At 61.8% G+C, this 22,440-nt stretch carries 17 protein-coding genes; 12 read left to right on the forward strand and 5 right to left on the reverse strand.

Annotated features, from left to right (window positions below):
* Window positions 1-30: 30 nt before the first annotated feature.
* Together M8523_RS13525 and M8523_RS13530 are read right to left on the reverse strand one after the other, a co-directional pair.
* Window positions 31-1,542 (reverse strand): lipopolysaccharide biosynthesis protein, encoded by a 1,512-nt coding sequence (locus tag M8523_RS13525; protein WP_282585404.1) that lies wholly within the window; start codon window positions 1,540-1,542, stop codon window positions 31-33.
* Between the two features lie 25 nt (window positions 1,543-1,567).
* Entirely contained in the window at window positions 1,568-3,025 is a 1,458-nt protein-coding gene (locus M8523_RS13530; protein WP_282585405.1) for a hypothetical protein, read from the reverse strand.
* Window positions 3,026-3,217: 192 nt separating this feature from the next.
* On the opposite strand from M8523_RS13530, the gene M8523_RS13535 reads away from it, so the two are divergent.
* The 3 genes from M8523_RS13535 to M8523_RS13545 all read left to right on the forward strand — a co-directional run bounded on the left by M8523_RS13535 (window position 3,218) and on the right by M8523_RS13545 (window position 5,939).
* Window positions 3,218-4,117: a glycosyltransferase family 8 protein gene (locus tag M8523_RS13535; protein WP_282585406.1), complete on the forward strand. Its 900-nt coding sequence runs from the start codon at window positions 3,218-3,220 to the stop codon at window positions 4,115-4,117.
* Between the two features lie 123 nt (window positions 4,118-4,240).
* Window positions 4,241-5,548, forward strand: a complete 1,308-nt coding sequence (locus M8523_RS13540) for a polysaccharide biosynthesis/export family protein (protein WP_282585407.1) — start codon at window positions 4,241-4,243, stop codon at window positions 5,546-5,548.
* A gap of 145 nt (window positions 5,549-5,693) precedes the next feature.
* Window positions 5,694-5,939, forward strand: coding sequence for a hypothetical protein (locus M8523_RS13545; RefSeq protein WP_282585408.1), 246 nt, complete (start codon window positions 5,694-5,696; stop codon window positions 5,937-5,939).
* A gap of 63 nt (window positions 5,940-6,002) precedes the next feature.
* Here the strand turns inward: M8523_RS13545 and M8523_RS13550 are convergent, their stop codons facing one another.
* Window positions 6,003-7,097, reverse strand: coding sequence for a glycosyltransferase (locus tag M8523_RS13550; RefSeq protein WP_282585587.1), 1,095 nt, complete (start codon window positions 7,095-7,097; stop codon window positions 6,003-6,005).
* 269 nt (window positions 7,098-7,366) lie between these two features.
* On the opposite strand from M8523_RS13550, the gene M8523_RS13555 reads away from it, so the two are divergent.
* The 6 genes from M8523_RS13555 (at window position 7,367) to M8523_RS13580 (ending at window position 13,809) form a co-directional block, all read left to right on the forward strand.
* On the forward strand, window positions 7,367-8,065 hold the full coding sequence (locus tag M8523_RS13555; protein WP_282585409.1) for a sugar transferase: 699 nt from the start codon (window positions 7,367-7,369) through the stop codon (window positions 8,063-8,065).
* Window positions 8,066-8,138: 73 nt separating this feature from the next.
* Entirely contained in the window at window positions 8,139-9,302 is a 1,164-nt protein-coding gene (locus M8523_RS13560) for a glycosyltransferase family 4 protein (protein WP_282585410.1), read from the forward strand.
* A complete protein-coding gene (locus tag M8523_RS13565) occupies window positions 9,299-10,147 on the forward strand; it encodes a glycoside hydrolase family 16 protein (protein ID WP_282585411.1) in 849 nt (282 codons plus the stop codon). The genes M8523_RS13560 and M8523_RS13565 overlap by 4 nt, the downstream gene beginning before the upstream one ends.
* The gene (locus tag M8523_RS13570) at window positions 10,134-11,069 is read left to right on the forward strand and encodes a glycosyltransferase family 2 protein (RefSeq protein ID WP_282585412.1); all 936 of its coding nucleotides are present in this window, start codon (window positions 10,134-10,136) and stop codon (window positions 11,067-11,069) included. Before M8523_RS13565 ends, M8523_RS13570 begins: the two co-directional genes overlap by 14 nt.
* A complete protein-coding gene (locus M8523_RS13575) occupies window positions 11,066-12,736 on the forward strand; it encodes a tyrosine-protein kinase domain-containing protein (protein ID WP_282585413.1) in 1,671 nt (556 codons plus the stop codon). The genes M8523_RS13570 and M8523_RS13575 overlap by 4 nt, the downstream gene beginning before the upstream one ends.
* Window positions 12,737-12,750: 14 nt before the next feature.
* A complete protein-coding gene (locus tag M8523_RS13580; RefSeq protein WP_282585414.1) occupies window positions 12,751-13,809 on the forward strand; it encodes a glycosyltransferase family 4 protein in 1,059 nt (352 codons plus the stop codon).
* Window positions 13,810-13,912: 103 nt separating this feature from the next.
* On the opposite strand, the gene M8523_RS13585 is transcribed toward M8523_RS13580, so the two are convergent.
* Entirely contained in the window at window positions 13,913-15,181 is a 1,269-nt protein-coding gene (locus M8523_RS13585) for an NAD(P)-binding domain-containing protein (protein ID WP_282585415.1), read from the reverse strand.
* A 241-nt stretch (window positions 15,182-15,422) separates the two neighbouring features.
* Between M8523_RS13585 and M8523_RS13590 the strand changes: the two genes are divergently transcribed.
* Window positions 15,423-16,724, forward strand: coding sequence for an ATP-grasp domain-containing protein (locus M8523_RS13590; RefSeq protein WP_282585416.1), 1,302 nt, complete (start codon window positions 15,423-15,425; stop codon window positions 16,722-16,724).
* Between the two features lie 60 nt (window positions 16,725-16,784).
* Here the strand turns inward: M8523_RS13590 and M8523_RS13595 are convergent, their stop codons facing one another.
* The gene (locus M8523_RS13595) at window positions 16,785-17,837 is read right to left on the reverse strand and encodes a glycosyltransferase family 2 protein (protein ID WP_282585417.1); all 1,053 of its coding nucleotides are present in this window, start codon (window positions 17,835-17,837) and stop codon (window positions 16,785-16,787) included.
* A gap of 243 nt (window positions 17,838-18,080) precedes the next feature.
* Between M8523_RS13595 and M8523_RS13600 the strand changes: the two genes are divergently transcribed.
* Window positions 18,081-20,330 carry a methyl-accepting chemotaxis protein gene (locus tag M8523_RS13600; RefSeq protein ID WP_282585418.1) on the forward strand — a complete coding sequence of 750 codons (2,250 nt, stop codon included), beginning with the start codon at window positions 18,081-18,083 and terminating at the stop codon, window positions 20,328-20,330.
* A gap of 448 nt (window positions 20,331-20,778) precedes the next feature.
* Window positions 20,779-22,341, forward strand: a complete 1,563-nt coding sequence (gene xrtD, locus M8523_RS13605; protein WP_282585419.1) for a VPLPA-CTERM-specific exosortase XrtD — start codon at window positions 20,779-20,781, stop codon at window positions 22,339-22,341.
* Window positions 22,342-22,440 lie beyond the last annotated feature (99 nt).

Consider the following 22,440-nt stretch of genomic DNA (forward strand, 5'->3'; position numbering starts at 1 on the left):
TACTCCATAACCGTCGTTGCTTGGGTCAACTCATCCGAGGATGATGTGGGCCAGAGGCCCCGCGGTTCGGGCGAGGGGGAGCGGCAAAGCCCGCACGGCCGTTCGGAGGCGCTCTATATCTTCCGGCAATAGGGCCGACGACATTCTTACGGCTGCTAGATACACGATGGCTCCGGCCGGAATGGCGATCGCGAGCCCCAAGACACCATCGTGGGCCGCCAGTCCCAACTTCGCGGCGGCACCGCACAGCAGGGCCGCACCCAACAGCCTCAAAAGTGAGCCGATCGGCACCGCAAACCCGAGTCGGGACGCCAGGAACCACGACGAGATCCCGACCGCTGCGGCCTGGGTGATGCCGCGGGAGAAGGCCGCCCCGATTTCGCCGAAGGGGGCGATGAGAAGCAGGCCGCCAACCACCGCCAGCGAGGCTCCGACCAGGCTTGCGTAGAAATCGACATCGCTGCGTTCCAGTGCCCAGACGAGGTTCGAACCCACGGCCGAGACGGCCGAGATCGATGCAGCGCAGATCAGGATCTGGGCGGCCGGGATCGCACCCACGAAAGCTTGGCCGTAAAGGAGTGGAAGAAGCGTCGGAAGCACGGCGGCAAGGCCGAAACAGGCCGGAAAGATCAGGAAGGCGAGAAGCCGGGTCCCGGTGCCGTACAGGTTTCGCATGCTCTCCCGGTCCTGACGGCCGTGCTGCTCGGCGAATTGCGGCAACAAGGCCCAGGTCAACATCAGCGGCCCTTGCACCGCGAGGTTGGCGAGCGTGAGACCGACAGAGAAGAGGCCGATCGAGGCGACACCCCAAGTGAGTTGCAAGAACAGGATCTCGATCCGAGACCACACCAAAAACCCGAGCAGGTCCGAGGCCCAGCGATATCGGGTGTAGCGGATGATCCGCTGTGTCACATCCCCGCGCAGGTGCCCTTGAGGCGCCGGGAGTTCGGCCAACACCATCAAGGGCAGCAGGCTTGCCACGACATAGGCCGCGACCGCGCCGCGCGGGCCAAACAGAAAGCTCCCGAGTGCCAGGCCTCCGATCTGCAAGCAGGCTGAACTGCTGGTCAGCCTTGCCACGCGCCCGAATTCGTGCGTGCCGCGCAATACGCTCCGTGCGAAATCTCCGAGAGCCTGTGTCGTGCAATTGATCCCGATCAGCACGCAAATGACCGGATCTGCCAGTGGGGACGATTCGTTGCCGGCATGTGTCCCCAAGAGCCAAAGCGCATAGCTGGCAAACGCGAAGGTCGGCAGGGCGGTCCAGGCCGCGAAGGGTCGGAGTAATCCGGCAGCGAGGCGCCGAGCTTCGGCGAGACCGTCTCGTGCGATCACCTCCGGGAGATAGCGCGCCAGTGTGAAAGGCAGTCCGACATTGATGAATGTGGTTCCGAGCCAGACCAGCCAGATCGCGAAAGCGACGCTTCCGGCGTGATCGACGCCCAGCAAGCGTGAGATGACGAGGCTCGACAGAAAATTGCCGAGCGTGGTGCTGATCCCTGCGAGCGTGCCGAACAACGAGTTGCGCACGAAGCGGCTCATGGAAGATCTTTCAATAGCATGGCAGCTAGGGGGTCCCTTCGCGCGCGGCGGCCGGAAGTGGAAGGCCGAATGACCGCCGGAACCCCGTTACGCTCGGAAATGAAGGTGCAAAGCGGCGAGCGTCGACCGGTGCCGGCCTGCGACAGGCCAAGGCGGCGAAAATGAAGAAGGGCAGGCCGAGATCGACCATGGCGCCCGATACCGAGGCGCCGAGGAAGAGACCAAGGCACGCCATGCGACTTGCATCGCGAACTGCCGTCGCCGAACTGCCCATCGGGGCTGTTCGGACGCCGATGAGGACATAGGCGAGGAAGACCATCAGGAGCGCGAAACCGGGCGCGCCGGTGTTGGCCAAGAGAGCAATTGGAAAACTCGACGCCCGAACGCTGCCGAGCCCCGTGCCTATCCCTCCCGTGTCAAGGAAGTTTTGCCACGCGGTCACGTTCCATTGGGCTCGCTCGATGCCGGATTGGCTCGAAGCTTTATCGAACAGCAATACCGAAAGTGTGTCCGAGACCGCCGCCATGGCTCGCGGCGTGAGCAGGATGCAGGCCGTCACGGCGATGAGAAAAAGGGGCGCCAAGAGCACGAACGCATAGGCGGTTCCGGGCGAGCGCCGGTGCGCGGCGCGTATCAGCGTGCGTACATAGAGGACGGCCACGAGAACGGGTGTTGCCACATAGGCCGTGGTGGAGGTCGAAAGCACGAGAAGCAGGAACGAGACGAGCGCAATCGGCCCAGACAGGCGCGGCCGGATGCCGGCTAGCCAAAGTTCGGCGGCATAACCGAGAGCGCCGAGCGTCGCATAGGAGAAGGAAGAGGTTTCGGTGAAAGACCCGACGATCCGCTTCAAGCCGGTCACGAGTGTTTCAACGTGAAGCTGATAGTCGGCGTTGCGTATCGGATCGAGCAGATAGCTCGTATTGGTCCAGAAGGTCACCAGATCCAGCGCCGCGAAAGCGATGTTGAGCCCGCAATAGACGAGCATCACGCGGGCCAGCAGGCGAAAGCCGTCCGGGCGTCCGGCGAAGGCCGAGCACAGAACGAAGCAGACGAGGTCCGCAACGATATAGATGGATTGTGTGACGTTGCCGGAGGTGGGACCGAGCGGCACTAGCAGCACGGACGGGCCATATTCGGTCGTGCCGATCGCGTTGATGAACGTCTCCTGAGCGAGAAGCCGCGGCAGAATCGCGGCGCCACACACGGCCAGGACCGTAAAGGCGGCAAGCCAGAAGCCGGCCCGCGGAAAAGCGAGGTCACGCCGGGCCGCGGACCAATCGAGGCGACCCCAGCATGAGGCGGCCAAGAGGCCTAGCATGAGATGTCCGGGCTGGATCGTGCCCGATCCGCCGAGCAGGACGGCGCCGGCCGCCCCGAGCAAGGTCAAAGGCACGAACGCGACGAAGCCGAAGGCCGGGCCACGCAACAATGCGATGGCCCCGATAATAACCGTCACGAGGCCGATGACGCCGACGCTCAAGCTCAACCTCGTACAAGATGAAAAATGCTACGGCGATGCTTTACAGCTTGAAGAGATCACAAAAAAGAGTGATGAGGTCAATACAAGAACGTAGTAAGCAAGTATTTAAAAAAAAGATAAATCCTCACAACCGGGACGTCTCCAAAATCAATGGCCGCCGCCTGCTTTTGCTATACGACAAATGTCAACTACATGGGGGCGACGCTGCTGAGTGCCATGCAGGCCCGGCGCCAGTTGACCGCCGGCAAGGCCGATGTCCTGATCCTTTATCTTGGTCCGCAGGACCACGCGGCCGGTGTGTTCGCCGATATCTGCGCCCAGCACGACATCGTGTTCCAGCCGATCACCGCGCGATGCATCGACGATCTGCCGATCCAATTCGCGCGACATTTTCTCGATCGCCTTCTCGATCGCGGCTACGCGCACGTCATCCACGCCGATGGAGATACACAGGTCACAGGGCCCCTCGATCCGCTGTTTGACGTGTCACTGCCGTCGGGCCGCGTGTTGGTCACCCCCGATCCCATGGCGGTCATGATCCGCGAACCGAGCCGATCCTGGCAGGCCCGACGAGCCTATTTTCAGTCGATCGGCATCCCGGATGCGCGCCTGGACCGCTACTTCAACTCGGGCATCTTTCGCCTCAACCGGACCGACCTCGCCGAGGTCGGCCGCGAATGTGTTCGTCTGTGCCGACAGTACGGACCTGTCTTCCGCTTCAGCGAGCAGGACGCCTTCAACCTCGCCTTCGGGGAGGACGCGCAACTCATGTCGTTCAAATGGAATTTTCCGGTGTTCTTCTTGAACGGTGGTTACGATGCTACCATTCAACCCCGGCTGATCCACTACATGTCGAACCCCAGGCCTTGGCACGGCGCCTTTTTGCCGTGGGGTCGGACGACACATCGGGTGTACCGCGACCTCGTCGGCATGCATCCCGAACTCGCCGAATATCTGCAGCCGATGCGCGGACTGAAAGCCGTCAAATACAGAGCGCAGCAGCGCTACAAGCGCCTCGTGGAGCAACGGACCTGGACGCGTCCGGCCGTTCGCGAACGCGTTGCTCAGTTCGAGCGCAACGCCACGGTCTGACTGCGGCAAGGCAGGTCTTCGCCGGTGCGCGATGTCGATGCGGCCGAACACGATCGGTCGAATGTCTTGGGAACTGCGGCGAGCCGCCGGTGGCGGTTTTGGAAGTCCGGAAAGGAGCGTGGGATGAGATCGTTGTGCATCGTGAGTTTGCTGTTGGCCGTTGGGCTGGGGTTGTCCGCCGCTTATGCCGAACCGGTCGAGTACCGACTTGGGCCGGAGGACAAGCTCCAAATCAAGGTCTTCGACTGGCGGACGGGCTCGGGTGAGGCTTATCAATGGCAGGCCCTCAACGGCGAGTTCATCGTCGGTTCCGGCGGCTCGCTGTCCCTGCCGCTGCTCGGCGACATCCCGGCCAACGATATGACGCCATCCGCCGTGGCCAATGTCATCGGAGAGCGGCTGCAGGCCAAGGTCGGCCTGGCCCAGAGGCCCGACGCCTCCGTTCAGGTGACCAAATATCGCCCCTTCTACATCATGGGCATGGTCGAGCGTCAGGGCGAATACGATTTCCGACCAGATCTGTCGGTGTTGCAGGCGGTCAGCATTGCGGGCGGAATTGCGCGGGCGGGCGACGGTGGCGCGATGGGTCTTGAGCGGGACGCGATCTCGGGACGTGGCGACCTTCGCGCGCTTATGGTCGAACGCACGGAGCTTCTGGTCCGGCAGGCGCGCCTGGATGCCGAGATCTCAGGGGCCGATTCGATCACCCTGCCGCCGGAGCTCGCCAGCCGACAGACAGAGCCCGCCGTCGCCCGCGCGCTTCGTGAGGAGCAGGCGTTATTCGGCACCCGACGCGAATCTTTGACCTCGCAAAGTGCGACGCTCGATCAGTCGCGTGCGCTTCTTGAACGGCAGATCGTCGCCCTGGCGGCCAAGGATGTCTCGCTTGCCCGGCAATTGGCTGTGACAAAACAGGAACTCGATCAAATTTCCGGCCTCGTCTCTCAGGGCCTTGCGGTGCTGCCGCGCAAGCTCGCCATTGAAGAAAATACAGCGCAATACGAGAGCAGTCGCCTCGACGTGCAACTGGCGACGCTGCGCGCGCAGCAAGACATCTCCAAGGCCATACGCGATAAATCGGAGTTGCAAGCCAAAGATCGCAATGAAGCCTTGATTGAAGCGGCTCAGGTCCGCGCGCGATTGGGCGAGGTGGGCCAAAGGCTCGAAACCGCCCGGGCGCTGGTCTATCAGGCGGAGGTGAGGGAGCCGGCCGCCTTGGCGGCATCGACGCCGACCCGGCCAACCCCCGTCTACTCGATCGTCCGCAAGGTCGATGGGCATGCCACCACGCTGCAGGTGGAGGACAGTGATCCTGTTTTGCCCGGCGATGTGGTCCAGGTCGATTTTACGGACTCGGATCAAACCGGTCCGAAGCATGAAGCCGTAGGAATTGCGGGCCGGGGGCCCGAGACTGCGGCGGTTAGCAATTGAGCCGCGAGCTTGCTCGGCGATGGACAGCGGTCGATCCCAGCTGTCCGCAGTCGAATCGTCCAAGGTTCCGATGACGATTCATCGGATCTTTACCAAAACCCCGCAAAGTTCTTCAGGAGTGGCCGGAATCAGCACGAGAGCATCCATGGTGGCGACCCTCGTGGCTTTTTTTGCGTTGGGGTTCTTTTCCGCCACGCTCTTCCCGCTGTTCCAATTCCTTGCCGTTGTTCTGTCCGCCGCGCTCGTGGTGATGGTCGTTGCGATCGTTCAAGGAATGACCCTCATCGGGGGCTTGGGATTGGGCATTGCCGATTTGGCGCTGGCACAGGTGGGGTACGGCCTCGGCTTGGCGTGGGTGGCCTCGTCTCGGTCGCGCTGTGCTCGGGATTAAACCGGCGACCGGTTCCATCGGTCAGTTGGCGCAAAGGCGATCACGGAATCCGGTAGGTCGGCTTTAGTTCTGGGACGCAAAACCGTCGGCGACAAAGTCGTGCATGGCTGCTTTGAAGACATCGGTGCCGAAGGACGCCGCATGGGCCGCGATGGCCGCCGGATCGAAGCTCATTCGCTCGAAAGAAGCGACAGCGGAGCAGATGGCATCGATCGACTGTTCGTCAAAAAACAGCCCCGTTTCTTCCTCCACGACGGTTTCAGTGGCTCCTCCACGGCGAAACGCAATGACAGGGCGGCCGCTCGCCATGGCTTCGACCGGCACAATCCCGAAATCCTCTTCGCCGGGAAACACCAAGGCTTGGCAGTGAGCATAGAGTTTGCGGAGACCCTCTGCGGTCTGCGGCCCGAGCACGGACACGGTCGGACCGGCTAAGTTCCTTATGCGGGAAAGCATTTCCCCGCCGCCTGCGACGATCAGGGGTTTCTTCAGGAGATTGAACGCCTCCACGGCGAGATCGGGACGCTTGTAGGCGACCAGCTCGCCCGCCATGAGATAGAAGTCACCGCGTTGGTCGGCGCTTACGGGAGCGAAGGAGCGCGTGTCGACCGGTGGGTGGATCACCCGTGCCTCACGCCGGTAGTAGGTCCCAAGCCGGCGCGCGACCGTTCGAGAATTGGCCGCGAAGTGATGCACCCTTGTGGCCGATATGGCATCCCAGTTTCGCAGGTAGTGCGACAGCGGCGGCATCAGCAGCCGAGTGATCGGCCCACTCCGCTCGCGGTAATCATGAAACATGTTCCAGATGTAGCGCATCGGGGAATGGCAGTAGCAAAGGTGTAGCGCTCCCGCTGGGGGGATGATGCCCTTGCTGGGTCCCGATTCGCTGCTGATAATGAGGTCGTAGCCCCGAAGATCGAGTTGCTCGAGCGCCATGGGCATCAGCGGAAGGTACCGCTGGTAGCGGGTGGAGGCGCGGGGCAGGCGGGCGATGAACGAAGTCTGCACCCGATGACTGGAAATGGTGGAAGACACGGCTTCGGGGACGTACACGTGGGTAAAGATGTCGGCCTGTGGAAACATCTCGCACAGGGCTTCGATGACCTTCTCGCCCCCCCGCATGCCGACGAGCCAGTAATGAATGAACGCAACTCGGATGTCGGTTGGTAAACTGGCTCGCTCATCTTGTCGATGCTGAGTAAAGGGGAGAACGACAGACGGGCTCAAAGGCATGTCGCGAATAATTCCCTTACGTCATGCACCCTCGAAACGGGTACTGGGTGATGCAAATTCTATAATAATGGAAAAAACGCTTTTGTGTTGCAATATCAAGTATTTATCCGCAAATTTAATTTGAAGTTACTGGGCGTTTCTGGTTTATATTAGCGAAATATTAACATGAATAGTGAAATCGCATGAGTCTCGGGGTGTCTGAAGCGACGGGCTCAATAGAGGCGTCCGCTGAATTCTCTGCGGATGCGCCTTTCGACTGCGTCGACGGGTTGCAATCAGGAGCTCTTTCCGACGTCAAGCGTGGTTTTGACTTTGGTGTCGCACTGACTGCGCTGGTGCTGTTTGCGCCTCTCATAGCAACGATCGCGTTGGTTCTTCTGGTGAGCCAAGGGCGGCCGGTGCTCATTCGGCACCGCCGAATCGGGCGCAAGGGGAAGGATTTTCCCTGCTTCAAGTTCCGAACCATGGTGCGTGATGCTGACAAAGTGCTGCAGGGCGTCCTGGAGCAAAATCCGGCGATGCGGGCGGAGTGGGAATCGCGCCGGAAATTGCAAAACGATCCGCGGATCACGAGTTTCGGCCGCGTCCTGCGTGAAACGAGCGTCGACGAAATTCCGCAGCTCTTCAATGTGCTGCTCGGCGACATGAGTTTGGTGGGGCCGCGCCCTATCGTGCAGGACGAGGTGGCGTTCTACGGGCCAAAGATCGCGCACTACCATCGCGTTCGTCCCGGCCTCACGGGTGCCTGGCAGGTCGGCGGCCGAAGCGATGTCAGCTTCAGTAAACGGGTCGAGCTCGATACGGCCTATGTGATGTCCTGGAGTTTCAAGGCGGACATCAGGATCCTGATCAAGACCATTCCGGTCGTTCTGAACCGCAAAGGAAGCTGCTAGCCATGCCCGCGTGTGACCAGTCCGCGAGTATGCGGTCGCGGGCAGATCTCGCGAGGCCGCGTTGATGTTTGGCATGCGCTTTTTGCGTCCGGCCGGACAGGCGCGGCCAACGCCGGAAGCCTGGGATCGCGATCGTAGCCTGGCGCACCGGCGTCGAGAGGACGGCGACATTCTGATCAACGGCCGCTTCTACGGCCAACCCGTGACCGGCGTTCAGCGTTACGGCCGGGAGATTGTGGCTGCCCTCGACCCGCTCCTGGCCCGGCGCATGCGCTCGGCGGCACTCCTGATGCCGTCCGGCGTTCCCCCGGTTCCTGCTTTTCGCGCTTTGAGCCCAGTCCGTGTAACGCCGGGGCAGGGCCATGGCTGGGAGCAAGCTCTGGCCCTCCGGCCGACGGGTCGGCTGCTCAACCTCTGCAACACCGGTCCATGTCTCAAGCATCGGCAGGTGGTCTGCATCCACGATACCAACGTGTTCACCGAGCCGAACAGTTACCGCGCCGGGTTCCGCTTGTTCTATGGAGCCTTGCAACCGCTGTTGGCCCGACGGGCCGCGCGACTCGCCACCGTGTCCCGAGCCTCCGCGGTCGCCATCGCGGAACGCTTTGGCATCGACCGCCGCCGCATTGCCGTGCTGCCCAACGGTCACGAGCATGTCTTCGCCTGGGACAGGACCCGCTCGGATTTTCGCCCCCACGAGTCCGATCGCCCGTTCGTGCTGCTCCTGGGCAGCCGCGCTCGACACAAGAACGTCGGCCTCATGCTCGATCTTGCGCCGGCCCTCAATGAGCTCGGGATCGACCTTGTCGTGGCGGGAGGGGCCGCGCGGATCTTTGCTGCGCCGACGGGGTCAAATGCGGCGGTCGCACGGCCGGCCGGCAACATTCGCTGGCTCGGCCACGTGTCGGACGACGACCTTGCGGCCTTCTATGGTGAAGCCCTCTGCCTCGCGTTTCCCTCGCTCACCGAAGGGTTTGGTTTGCCGATCGTCGAGGCCATGGCGCTCGGTTGTCCCGTCGTCGCGTCCGATCGCGCCAGCATGCCGGAGGTGTGTGGCGAGGCCGCCTTGCTGGCAGCTCCCGATGATCCCGCCGCCTGGCTCGCGCATATCAAAAATCTGCGCGATACGCCGGCGTTGCGGGATGATCTGCGGGGACGTGGTCTCTTTCAAGCGCGGCGCTTTTCCTGGGCTGCCTCGGCTCAGGGTTATCTCGATCTTCTGGACGGTTTGATATGACGGAGCGTCGCGCGGTTCTTCGTACGTGCGCGGCTCTGCTGGTCGCGTGTTTGTCGGTCCTGGCCACAGCGCGCCCGGCCACAGCAGAAAAGCTCGATCTTTCCGGCTATGTCGAGACCTTCACGGAGGAGTTCAAAAGCCTCGATCTGTCAGCTTGGGGACCGGGAACGCGCTGGATCGCACACACCCCATGGCACGGCGATTTTGGCGATGCCACCTTCATCGATCCGGGACCATTCGGCCCATTCTCTTTGACGCCCGACGGTCTGCGCATCACGGCCACCAAGCTGCCCGATGGGCGGTGGACGTCCGGTCTGATCTGTTCCATGGATCGCGACGGCCCTGGCCAAAAGGGCTTCGCGCAGAAGTACGGCTATTTCGAAATGCGCGCGAAGTTGCCCGAGGGGCCGGGCACGTGGCCGGCCTTCTGGCTGATCGGCATCGACAAGGCGAAATCTTCGGCCGAGATCGATGTCGTCGAGTTCTATGGGCACGACCCTCGCTTCTTCCATGCCGTAGAACACATTTGGGTCGGCGGGAGGGATCGCTATGGCCGCGACCGGATGATGGAGGTGACGCCACATCTGTTGTCGGCGGATTACAACACCTTCGGGGTGCGGATCACTCCCGACACGACAACCTTCTTCCTCAACCGAGAGAGCTTCTGGGTCACGCCCACTCCGCCTGAATACAAGCAGCCGATGTACGTGCTGGCCAATCTGGCGCTCGGAGGCGGCTGGCCCGTGAAAGATCTGCACTCTCCCGCTTTCATGGACATCTCGGCCATCCGGGTGTTCCAATCGAAGGCCGCGTTACAGTCGGACCCCGATCATGCTGGTCCTTGATCGGGATCTGCAGAGGGGCTGCCGCAGTGTCGCGCCCACGAAGGCCGCCGGTGCGCCACAGATCTGCGTCGTGTTTGCCACAAGGGGGCGCCCGTCTCTCTTAGGCCAGGCCGTGGCCGCGATAGAGCGGCAGACCTGCCGGCCAGCGTCGATCATCGTGTCCTGCCCTTCACCCGACGATGCCGCGCCGGTCTTGGGGCGTCCTGATGTGACGGTGCTGTGTGAGGCGACCGGCCTCGCCGCACAGCGCAATGTTGCCCTCCGGCAGGTGGCGCGAGACACGGATATCGTGGTGTTCTTCGACGACGATTTCCTGCCGCGCGCCGATTGGCTCGAATGCGTCGCGGAGACCTTCGCGCGGCATCCCGACATCGGTGCCGTCACCGGCGATGTCATTGCTGACGGCATCAAAGGCCCAGGGCTCAGCGTCGCGGAGGCCGAGGCCCTGATTGCCGGCGCACCGGCCGAGGCCCGCCACTGGATGGTCGACTCCTATGTTCCCTATGGATGCAATATGGCGTTCCGCTGGTCGGTCATTTCAGATCATCGCTTCGACGAGCGTCTGGTCCTTTACGGGTGGTTGGAAGACCGCGATTTCGGGGCTGCCCTCGAACGCAACGGCGCGCGCATCGTGAAGATCAGCAGCGCCGTGGGCGTCCACATGGGGGTCAAAAGCGGGCGCGTGTCCGGCCGCAAACTCGGCTACTCCCAGGTGGTCAACCCACTGTACCTTTATCGCAAGGGCAACATGCCCCTCGGTGCGGTCGCCGACCACCTGTTCCGCAATATCGCCAGCAATTTGGGGCGGGCGTTTCGCCCCGAGCCCTATGTCGACCGGCGTGGCCGTCTCTACGGCAATCTCCGCGCCATGGGGGACATCCTGCGTGGATCTATCGAACCCGAACGGGCAGGCAACCTATGAACTACATGGATCAGGCCGGCCACGAGCGGCTGCGTGAGGCCGCCGCGGATGATGCAATTTTCAGTTCCAAGGCGCGGATAACCTTGCCGGAGCACGATCCCGCGCTCGTCAGCATCGGCGAAATGCTTCAGGTGCTGCGCCGCGGCAAGTGGATCGTACTGGCGTGCCTCGGCGTCTGCCTGGGAGTGGCCGGTGTCTATCTTTACCGGACGCCGCCCGAATATTCCGCCTCGTCCCAGGTGATTCTTGAGCCGCGCCGGCTGACATCCCAGGAAGCTGCGGCGGGCATTTCGGCGGCGCTCGACAGCGCTCAGGCCGAAAGCCAGATGCAGGTGGTGAAATCCGAGCGTATCCTGTCGATCGTGTTCGACACGCTCGACCTCCTTCATGCGCCTGAGTTCGTGCATCGGGAACCGGGCCTGCGACAGCGTCTGACCGATGCCTTGAGCAAGTTTCTGCCCGCGCTGAAGCCCTCCGGCGGCCAGCAATCCAAGCCCGATGAAGAGCGGTTGATCGCCTTCGAAGCCTTCAGCAACCGTGTGTCGGTGCGGCGAATCGGTCAGTCCTATGTTCTGGAAATCTCCTATCGGGCACTTTCCCCGGCGCAGGCGGCGCGTCTGACCAACTCGATCACGGCCGCCTATATTCACAGCCAGATCGAACAAAAGGTCGCGGCCGCGCGACGCGGCGCCGAGTTTTTGGAAGATCGGTTTGCCGTGCTGCGACAGGAGGAGCAGACGGCCGCGGACGCCATTCGCGACGGGGCTATTCCGGCAATGCCTTTTCCGGATTCCGATGCTCGCGTGATCAGTGCGGCGCGTGAACCCCTGGGCAAGAGCTATCCGCAAAATGCCATCGTGCTCGTCTTCGCCGCCGCTGTCGGTCTGTTGATCGGTTGCGGTATTTTGGCCGTGCGACAGAGTCTCGACCGGCGCGTCCGTACGGCCAGCCAGATCTGGCGGCACTTCGGGCTGCCCTGCCTCAGCGTTCTGCCTGTGACCAAAAGGCGAGGCCGGAACCGGGTGCCGTTCGATCTGGTCGTCTGCGACGCCAAGGCCCCGTTCTCGCAGGCGTTGCGATCGGCCTACACGTCGATTGTGACGGCGGGCGCCCGTCAGACCACGTTCCGTGCATTGGGGGTTGTCTCCTGGCGAACCGGCGAGGGAAAAAGCACAATCGCTGGGAACTTGGCTCATTTCATCGCCGCCACGGGTGAAAAGGCCGTTCTGATCGATGCCGATTTGCAGGACCCTGCACTCAGTGAAGTTCTCGCGCCGGAGGCCACGGCGGGACTCTGTGAGGCGCTTGGTGACCACGCCGACCTTATTGCGCTCAAGCCGGAGACCTTGCGCCGTGACCTCGGCTTCGTACCGGCGCGCAGCCGCTTCGAGCCCTACCGGCCGAACCTCTTCCTCGGTGCACCCCAGGTCGGACGTTTCATCAACCATCTGCGCGACTCGGGGGACGTGATCGTAGATCTGCCGGCCATGGTCCGCTCGCCCCACGCGCAGGCGATCTGCGGCTTTCTCGATGCAGTCGTCCTCGTCGTCGAATGCGGGCAGACGACAATAGACGAGGTCGCCATGGCGGTTCGGACCCTCGAAAGCGCTCAGGCGCAACTCGTCGGCATCGTGCTCAACAAAGGCGCCAATCGACACGGTCGCTAGACTGGACCGTGCGGATGCGCATTCTCCATCTCATAAAGCATTGCGAGCCGTCGAACGGGCACGTGAATGTCGCGGTCGACCTCGCCTGCCTGCATGTGCGGGCCGGCCACGAGGTGACCTTTGCGAGTGCCGGTGGCGCCTATGTGGATTTTCTCACGGCGAATGGAATCGCGCATCGTCGGATCAGCTCTGGCTGGTCCCCGCTCAGCGTGGCCGGTGCGATCGCGGACCTTGTGGCCCTCTGCCATGCCTTCCGACCGGATGTGATCCATGCCCATATGATGTCGAGCGCCGTCCTGGGCTTTGTCGCATCCAGGCTGTGCCGGCTTCCGCTCGTCACGACGGTCCACAATTCCTTTGACCAGCATTCCGATCTCATGCGGTTGGGCGATGCGGTCGTGGCGGTCAGCGAGGCCGAGCGCCGACTGCTGCTGTCACGCGGGTATTCGGACCGCAAGCTCGTGACGATCTACAACGGCCCGGTTGGCTCTCCGCGTGAGGAGCTTATTGAGAGGAGGCCTCGGCCGGTTCTTGCGACCCCTTGCGTTATCACCGTTGCCGGACTTCACGCTCGAAAAGGTGTGCATCACCTGATCGCGGCTTTCGCGGCAACGGCGGCTGCCTATCCCGAGTGGCATCTGAACATTATCGGTGAGGGACCGGACCGGGGCAAACTCGAAACGGAAGTGGCCAGCCTCGGCCTTGGTGCCCGTGTGCATTTTGTCGGCGCCGTGATGAATCCTAAGCCTTGGCTCGAACAGGCGCAGATCTTTGCCCTCGCGTCGCTTGCCGAGCCGTTCGGCCTTGTGCTCGTGGAGGCGCGGGCTGCCGGTTGCGCCGTGGTGGCGACCGATGTTGGCGGCATCCCCGAAGTCCTGGCCTTTGGCGAGGCGGGGCATCTGGTGAAAGCCGGGGATCCAGAGGCTATGGCGCATGTCCTCCGCGAACTCATGGGTAATCCCGACCAGCTTTGCGAATGGCGTCGCCGATCTCAGAAGAATGTCGAGGCGTTCGCGGCCGGAACGACGGCCGGCAAATATCTCGCGCTTTACCAAGATCTGCAGATCGGCTGACCGGGAACCGCCCACCGATTGGGGTGTCCCTCTTGTTCCACTTCACATGCGGTCCTGACCTCTACAAGGTCTTGCCATGGGCCGAGAACGTCACTCGATGGGTTCAGTATGCATCGCCGGCAGCCGCCGATTGCTCCGTTGTGCGAGCCGGGACATGGCCACTAAGGATCGTCGGCTGGCTCGCCGGCCGAGCCTTTTGCAGCAGATGATTTGCGAGCCGGCCAGCCGTGAACTCGGCGCCGCACGCGAAGCGCACCAAAGGACCGAAGGAATTTGCCGATGCCACTCCCACGAGATAGAGGCCAGGAACCGAAGATTCGAAGAAGCGCGATAGGACAGGCGTATTCTCGGAGGAACGGATCTGCGCCCGCAGGCCTGGATCGAGAAAGCCAAGGCGGTCGAGGTTTACCCTGTAGCCTGTCGCGGCAATGACATGGTCGACTTCGAGGCTGCTGTCCTGCCCGTTCTGCCGAAGGGTGAGGATCGCCCTCTGACCACGCGTAGCGACCCCACGGACCTCGGTGGAGGTCATCACCTCGGTATGCTGTTCCACGATGTCGCGCGTGAACCAGCATGACACTGGACCGAGATGCCGGCGTGTCACCTCGTGCCGGACCTTTTGTGGCAGGGCGTGAAACGCGAGCGGCATTTGCGTGCAGAAGACGTTCTTCCATCCTGACCCAATGGACGTCAGCGGCCAGCGCATGCTTTCGATGAGGGAGCGCGAACCCGCCTTCGGGGGCGCATGAAACTTGAGACGCGGCCCGCGAGTGAGGACCCGAACCTGCGCGCCCGCTGCGACAAGCGCGGCCGCGCAATCTGTCGCCGACGATCCACCGCCCACGACCGCGACCGCCTTGCCCTTGAAGCGGCTCATGTCGTGGTGGGCGGAAGAATGCGACAGGACAGTTTCGGGCAGGCCAGCCATTTGGGGCGGAAGATACGCGAAATGCGTGATGCCGACCGCCAGAACCACGCGGCGGAACACCCCCACCTCGCCGTCATCGAACTGGATCTCAAAGCCGGCCTGGTGCCGTTTGATCCGAGCCGCCTGTTTGGGCTCGATAACGGGCACGTAGCGGCGCTGGAACTCCAGTCCGTATTCCGAAAAATCCTTCAGGCTGACAGGCAGACCCGTGTCCGCGTAGGGAATGTCGTTCGCGCGGCAATAACTGGAAAACGAAAACTCTCCCGCTCTGTCATAAAGCGTGGAGGCGAAGCCCTCGGATTTCAGATGCATGCCCATGGCCATGCGCGACGTCCAGCTTTGCATTGGAACGCCGAAGATTCGAAAATTGGCCCGTTCTGAATGAAGGTGAGCGCCCAGGGAGAGGCCATACGGACCCGCACCTACAATTCCGATCTCACACATGCAATCCTCTTCTTGCGGTCACGGAAAAAATTGAGAATATAAGTCGTTTTGCTTGCGTTGGGTCACAGAAGAATTCATGATTTTGTAAATCGGCGACTTACCCCTTTGCAATTTAAATGTAGAGATAATTGTTATTCTTTTGATTTGGTGGACATACTGAAGATAAGTTTAGTTTGTGCCGGGCGCTTTCGCCGTTGTGCGACATCTTCACCATCCTTTCGACTTGTGACGAGACGGAGCTATGACGCGGAACACCCCGACCCTTCTCGTTGCAACGACAACGTGGTGGCCGTCCGTGGCAGTTCTGGCGAGTTCCCTCGAACGTGCAGGCTTTGCGGTGGTTGTTCTATGTCCACAGGGCCATGTGGCCCACGCCGCCACTCGCTTCAACTCGATCGTCCTCGACAACCATCATCCGCGGTTGGCGCTGGCGGCTGCGATCAAGGCGGTCTCGCCAAGTCTTGTGGTTCCGGGCGACGACCGGGCGGTGAGCCATTTGCTTCAACTTCACCAAAAGGGCGATGCAGATCTCAAGGACATCGTCACACGGTCGGTCGGCCCGGCCTCCTGTCATGAGGTCCTCACGGCACGTGTTCCCTTGCTTCGAGCGGCCAAAAAGGCGGGGATCCCGGTCCCGATCTTCCGTCAACTGCCGACCCTTGCCGACCTTGATCTCTGGATAGCCGAGACGCCGCCTCCCTGGGTGCTCAAGGTCGACCGGGCTTGGGGCGGTGAGGGGGTGCGGGTGGTCCAAACCCCTGACGCGGCGCGGCGCGCGTTCGTGGATCTGACGCGTGGACTCTCCCTCGGCATGGCGTTGAAGCGTCGGGTCATCAACGGCGATCCCCATTGGCTGCAGGAACGTCACGATCGATCTGCTCGGCTTGTGAGCGCGCAAGCCTTTGTGTCCGGCCGACCCGGCAGTTGCGCCGTTTTCGCCCGCGACGGAGAGGTGTTGGGCGCCACGGTTGTCGAAGCCGAGTCGTCATGTGGTGGGCAAGGACCTTCAACGCTGGTCCGCTCGGTCGAACGGCCGGGTTTTGTCGAAGGCGTGCAGCGTTTGGTCGCTGAACTGGGCTTTTCCGGGTTCCTCGGCTTTGATTTCATGGTTGATGACCGCAGCGATGCTGCATTGCTGATCGAGATGAATCCACGCATCACCGCGCCTTGTCGCATGCGCGGCCCCTATAAGCCGCATCCCGTCGCGGCGGCGGCCCGGGCTTTCGCGTGCCAGCCTCATGAGCGGCCTCAGCCGCCGCGAACCCGCTTCGCTTCGTTTCCGCTCGCCTGGTTGGGTGATCCTTTCGCGGCCGAACTTGCCGCCTGCCAGGATGACGTTCCGTGGCACGAGCCGCGTTTGGTGGAGGAGTGTCTCAAGCCCTTGTGGCCCGAGCGCGGAGGGCTTGCGGCCCTGCCGGGTCGTGTCCGTCGAGCCCTCGATCTCTTGAAGACCGGCACTTCGCCGTTGGACTACCGGACGAAGCCCCTCGCGTGGTGGAGGGCGCAGGGTGTCTTACGGCCACCGCTCTCGGACGAGACATGAATCTCGAGCGAAAGCCGACAAGCCCATCGAACGAGTGGCCTTGCCTCGCGGATGATTGGCTTATCCGGGCCCGAGGAGCCGCTTGACGCCCCTGGGGCCCTTGAGGAGGGACCATAAGAGGCCGATCGCGGATCGTCGTCCGGGACGAAACCGATAGTCCAAAACAGCGCCGAGAAGCCGTCCGGGCAGGATCAAGCAGAGACCGAGGAACAGCGCCATGGTGATCCGTTGGGGCATCGGGCGCGGCGACCCAAACGCAAGCCACTGAAGCGTCAAAACTTCTGACGCCGCCACACGGTCACCTTCCAAAATTTTCTGATACAGCCGCCGCTCCCGATAGAAGAAGAGACCCTCTGCGGCCCGGAGCTTCACAGCGTCATTTCGGCGCGCCAGAATGCGTCCGAGGTGTTCGTGCCGAGCGAGGAACCGTTCGGCCTCAATACGAAAGCGGTGCGCCGTGGGCCGCGATCCCGCTTGCGAGTAGTTGTGCCGATGCAGACGATAAAAACCAAGGGGCTTGGAGACGCTCACGATCTCTCCAAGAAACGGGGCCGCGAAGAGCGTCACACCGTCAACCGACATCTCGTAGTCGACCTCTGCCAGGAGCGTGCAGACGTCGCGGCAGAAGACGTTCCCGGATGTCGGTGGGCTCGTATAGGTTCCGGTGCGGGCCACTTCTCGTTTCAGCCGGTCACGATCTCGAAAATCGTCCAGTTGCGGCACGGGTGGCCCGAGGATCGCGCCATTCTCGTCGATTGGCGTCAGGGGAAACTGCAGCTTGGATATCCCCGGTTCGAGGCGCGAAACGATTTCCTCCAGGCTCCCGGGCGCCAACTCGTCGTCGGCATCGAGAAAGAGCACGAAGGGCGCGCGGGACCGTTCGAAGGCGTAGAGGCAGGCCCGCGCGGCACCGCTGTTCGCGACCCGGTAGCAGCGTTCGAGGCCGTAGCCTTGAATGACGTTCCAGGACCGGTCACTCGACCCGTCGTCCACGACAAGGAGTTCGCACTGCGTATGGCGCTGCAACAGGACACTTTCAATCGCACGACCGACGAAAGCCTCATAATTGTAGCAAGGTATAATAACTGAAAGTAGAGGCGTGCTATCGCGCATGTAATTCCAGAGTTTGGAGTATCATATTGGTCGAATCGCTTAAGAAAGGAAAGTGACCCATGAGACGCAATCAGCGGATCGAAGCGCAACCGATCTCTTAGGATCGATCTGACCCTTTCGCCAGACCTTTACTTCTGGTTGAGCATCAGAGCTGAAGTCATGCCAGGGATGGGAGTCGGTTAAGGCCTATGAAGCGGCCGAGCGATTAGACCAGGATGGTTGCGGTTCACAGCAAGGTCGTTCATGCGCGTCCTCAGACCAAGCTTCCAGTGGCTCCCGATCGCGGCACGGGCGGTTCGGCGGAGACCCAGTCTGACGGTCGGGGCCCGTATCGTGGTTCTCAGTTCTGTGCCGCTGATTGGTTTCGCGATTGTTTTTGGACTTTTCGCTGTCAGCCAAAAGCAAGTCGCGGATCAGATCACCGCAAGCCACGCCAATCTCGACATGGCGTTGACAATCAAAAGCATGCGGGACCAGATCGTGGCCGCCCAACTGGGTGTCGAAAGCTTTTTGCACAGCCCCAGCGAAACCACGCGCGCGGCCCTCATATCGGCCCGTGAGGTCGCGAATGCCAATGTGACCAAGCTGCTGGATGAGAGCGCGAAAAACGACTTCGTCAAAATTCCGGCCTCGATCGCCAAAGGCATGAGGACGGTCTCGTTCGATGTCGATACGGTGATAAAGTCCCAGCAGGCGGTCGGCTTCGATAGTGCTTCTGGCCTGGCAGGCGGAATGAACGCCAGCATGGACGCTCTCGGGACCTTGATTAAGGACGGCCTCGACTACAGCGACCCACTCGCAGCTGCAGCCGGTCAGGACTACGTGGGCATGCTCCGGAACCAGCTCAGATTTTCCATGTCGCATGCCGCAACCGACCGCGAGGCGTTCGAGGCCAGCGGTGTCGCCCTCAAGAAGGATGTCGAGGCTTCGTTCCTGTCGACCGAGACGAAACAGAAACTCAGTGGCTCTGCCGACGCCACCATCAGCGCTTTTGCAAATTGGGCCGAAGCCTTCGATCGCGTTCATCAGACGGATGCGAATGCCGCGGCCCACTTCAGGGGGCTCGCGCTGACGATCGACAACGTGGTCACCGCGTCGTCTCGAGCCGCAACCCAGGCGCAGACCAAGCTGGACGAGATCCAGGCGCGAGGCACCCTTTTGATGATCGCCACGATCGTCACGGTGGTGGGGCTCTGCTGCATCCTGTGCTTCGTGATAGGCCGCAGTATCAGCCGTCCGATCCGGCACCTCGCCGATACGATGCGAAGAATGGCGGGTGGTGATCTCGACGTCAAACTCGTTGGAGGCGGTGGATGCGACGAGATGGCGGAGATGTCCCGCGCTGTCCTGGCATTTCGGGAAAGCGCGTTGCAAAATCGGCGTCTGGAGGCCGATGCGGCTCGGTCTCGCGCCGTCACCGAACAGGAGCGTGCCCGCCGCGAACGCGAGAAGGCCGAAGAGGCTCAGGAGGATCGACGTGTGGTCGACGCTCTCGGGGCCGGCCTCGGCGCTCTGTCCGGCGGAAACCTGCTGCTGCGTCTAGGGACGCCCTTCGCGCCCAAATCCGAGCAGCTGAGGCTCGATTTCAATGACGCGATGGACAATCTTAATCAGACGATGATGACAATCGGCACCAACACAGGTGTCATCCAGTCCCGCAGCGAGGCGATCTCCGCGGCAGCGCTCGACCTCTCCCGTCGGACCGAGCAGCAGGCCGCGAGCCTCGAGCGGACAGCCGCCTCGCTTGGCGAGATCACCACGACGGTCAAGTCCGCAGCCGACAACGCCAGTTATGCACGTACGGTGGTCGCGACTGCGAAAGCCAACGCGCAGGCGAGCGGCGAAGTGGTGAAACGCGCCATTGATGCGATGAACAGCATTGAAGCGTCCTCCGGGCAGATCGGGCAGATCATCGGCGTGATCGACGAGATCGCGTTTCAGACCAACCTCCTCGCCCTGAACGCGGGGGTCGAGGCGGCTCGCGCCGGAGAGGCCGGCCGCGGATTTGCGGTGGTGGCCTCCGAAGTCAGGGCCCTGGCCCAGCGTTCAGCCGACGCCGCCAAGGAGATCAAACGTCTCATCTCGACGTCGCGGACCCAGGTCGAACATGGCGTGGATCTCGTGGGCCAGGCCGGGCTAGCGCTCGATAAAATCGTGACTGAAGTGTCTGATCTCAATCAAGCCGTCTCGGCCATCGCCGCAAGTGCCGCCGAACAGGCGCAAGGCCTGGCCGAGGTCAACACGGCTGTGGGAGCCATTGACCGGATCACCCAGAAAAATGCCGCCATGGTGGAAGAGACCACTGCCACTGTCGGAGCGCTTGCACAGGAAACCGAACAGCTCGCCGCGGCTGTGTCCCGATTTCAAACCGGCTCTGTGCCGCTCGCTTCGCGACGGACCGGGAAGGCAGGGTCCCGGCGCGTCAGTGCAGGGAGGGGCGGACTTCAGGCGATCGCCCGTCCGTCGGCGGACTCCGATTGGACCGCGTTCTAACAGCCTTCGGGGTTCAGACTTTCCTCATTCCACCCTTAGGCCGGATTGTGCCCTTCAAGTGACACGGTCTGAATCCCTGCCGCATGGGGGTGCGGCAAGGACTGAGAGGCTGCGCTGGAGGCTGGACTCCTAGGCGTGCCAACCTCAAGGTCGAGGCACCGGTTAGACAAGTGACGTTAGGTAAAATATAAGACTGTTGCCTGCTATTGTGGGTCTGCTCTCGTCAGGTCGAACGCCCATGATGCAAGGGCCGTTGATTGTTGGAGAGGGCGACGCCGAGTTGGGGCTGACAGGTTGCGCAGCACTCGGGTTCTTGTGGATGCCGGACTAGAAAGGAGTGCTCAGACTTCGCTTTGTCGCCTTAAATTCGTACATGCGTCCTGTACTCTTGGAGACGTACACGCTGTATTTGTTTGCCCGATCCAATTGCTAGTAGGCGTACCTGGCCATGACCAACGCGACCCAATCCTACGCTATCCGGACGATGCAGGAGCATCGGCTCGGGCTAGCTTTTGGCGTTTTGGTGCTGGGATGTACGATTGCGACGGTGCTGCCAGGCCTGAGCTACATCTCGACCCTCTGGGGCACCGAAGAGTACAGCCACGTCTATCTCATTCCTCCGCTTGCGCTTCTCACATTTCTGTTCAGGTTCGGGCGCGCCGAACGTGGCGGGGCACGGTGGCCCGGCATCGTCCTGGCGTGTTTTTCCTGTTTTGTGATGTTCCTGGGAAGCGTTGCCGGACTTTACACGGTTTCGGTCTATGGCGGGCTGATCGGCATCTATGGACTTGCCTGGAGTGGCGTCGGAGCGCGCGGGATCCGCACCCTCGGCGGGCCGATCCTCTACCTTGGGTTTCTCGTCCCTCTGCCGAAGGCCTTTTATCTGACGCTCTCATCGCAGATGCAGCTTCTATCCTCGAAGCTCGGGGTTGCCGCGATGTCCGCCATGGGCGTGACGGTGTTCCTGGACGGCAATGTGATCGACCTCGGTAGTTCGAAACTCGAAGTGGCGGCCGCCTGCAACGGCCTTCGCTACCTGTTCCCGTTGCTCGGCTTCGGCTACCTCATGGCGATGCTGCTCGAGGATGCCTTCTGGAAGAAGGTCGTGCTGGTCATCTCGACGCTGCCGATCGCAGTCGCCATGAATGCAGGTCGCATCGCGATGATCGGCGTTCTGGTCGACCGATACGGCATCGCGATGGCGGAGGGCACGCAGCACGAGGTCGAAGGCTTTCTGGTCTTCTTCATCTGTATCCTGGTTCTTCTGGCTGAGGTGTGGGTGTTGCTGAGGATCGGCAAGCGAGGTCGTTTTCTGGCGCTCGACATGCTGGTTCCAGACATGAATTCGCTCCGGTCCCTGTCTGGCTGGCCGGTCACGAAATCGTTCCTGATCGCCGGTGTCGTTCTGGTTGCCGGCGAGTTGGCCGTTGCCGCCATGCCGACCCGCGCGGAAGTCATTCCGGATCGTCAGCCGCTCTCCTTGTTTCCCATGCAGTTCGGGGATTGGAGCGGAACCCCGCATGTGATGGAAACGCAGTTCCTCGACATGCTCCATCTGACCGACTACGTGCTCGCCGATTACGCGCGACCGAATAGCGACGCAGCCGTAAATTTCTACGTTGCATATTACGAGTCGCAGAAATTCGGTATCCAATCTCACAGCCCGCAGCAATGCATCCCGGGCGGTGGCTGGAACATCCTCAGCCAGTCACTGATTCAGATCCCGGAGTCCGACGGGAAGGCCATTCCTGCCAATCGCGTTTTGATCGAACGCCAAGGGGTCCGGCAAGTCGCCTACTTCTGGTTTGATGAGCGCGGTCGGACCATGACCAACGATTTTGAACTGCGCTACTATGCGGTTCGCGACGCAATGTTGGAAGGAAGGTCCGATGGCGCGCTCATTCGCCTGGTGACGCCGGTTGTTGATGGCGACGAGGCCAAGGCCGATGCGCGACTGGTGGAATTCGTTGGAGCCGTAAAGGGCAGTTTAGGGAAATATGTCCCGAATTGACCTTTTTCGAAGGGCACAAGTGTGGCTGACACATGTGCGATCCGCCGGACTCGGTCGCGGTGTCGCCGTATGTTTAGGCCTTGGCCTCGGGACCGCCTT

The organism is Lichenifustis flavocetrariae (assembly GCF_026130545.1).
Classification (GTDB): Bacteria; Pseudomonadota; Alphaproteobacteria; order Rhizobiales; family Beijerinckiaceae; genus Lichenihabitans; species Lichenihabitans flavocetrariae.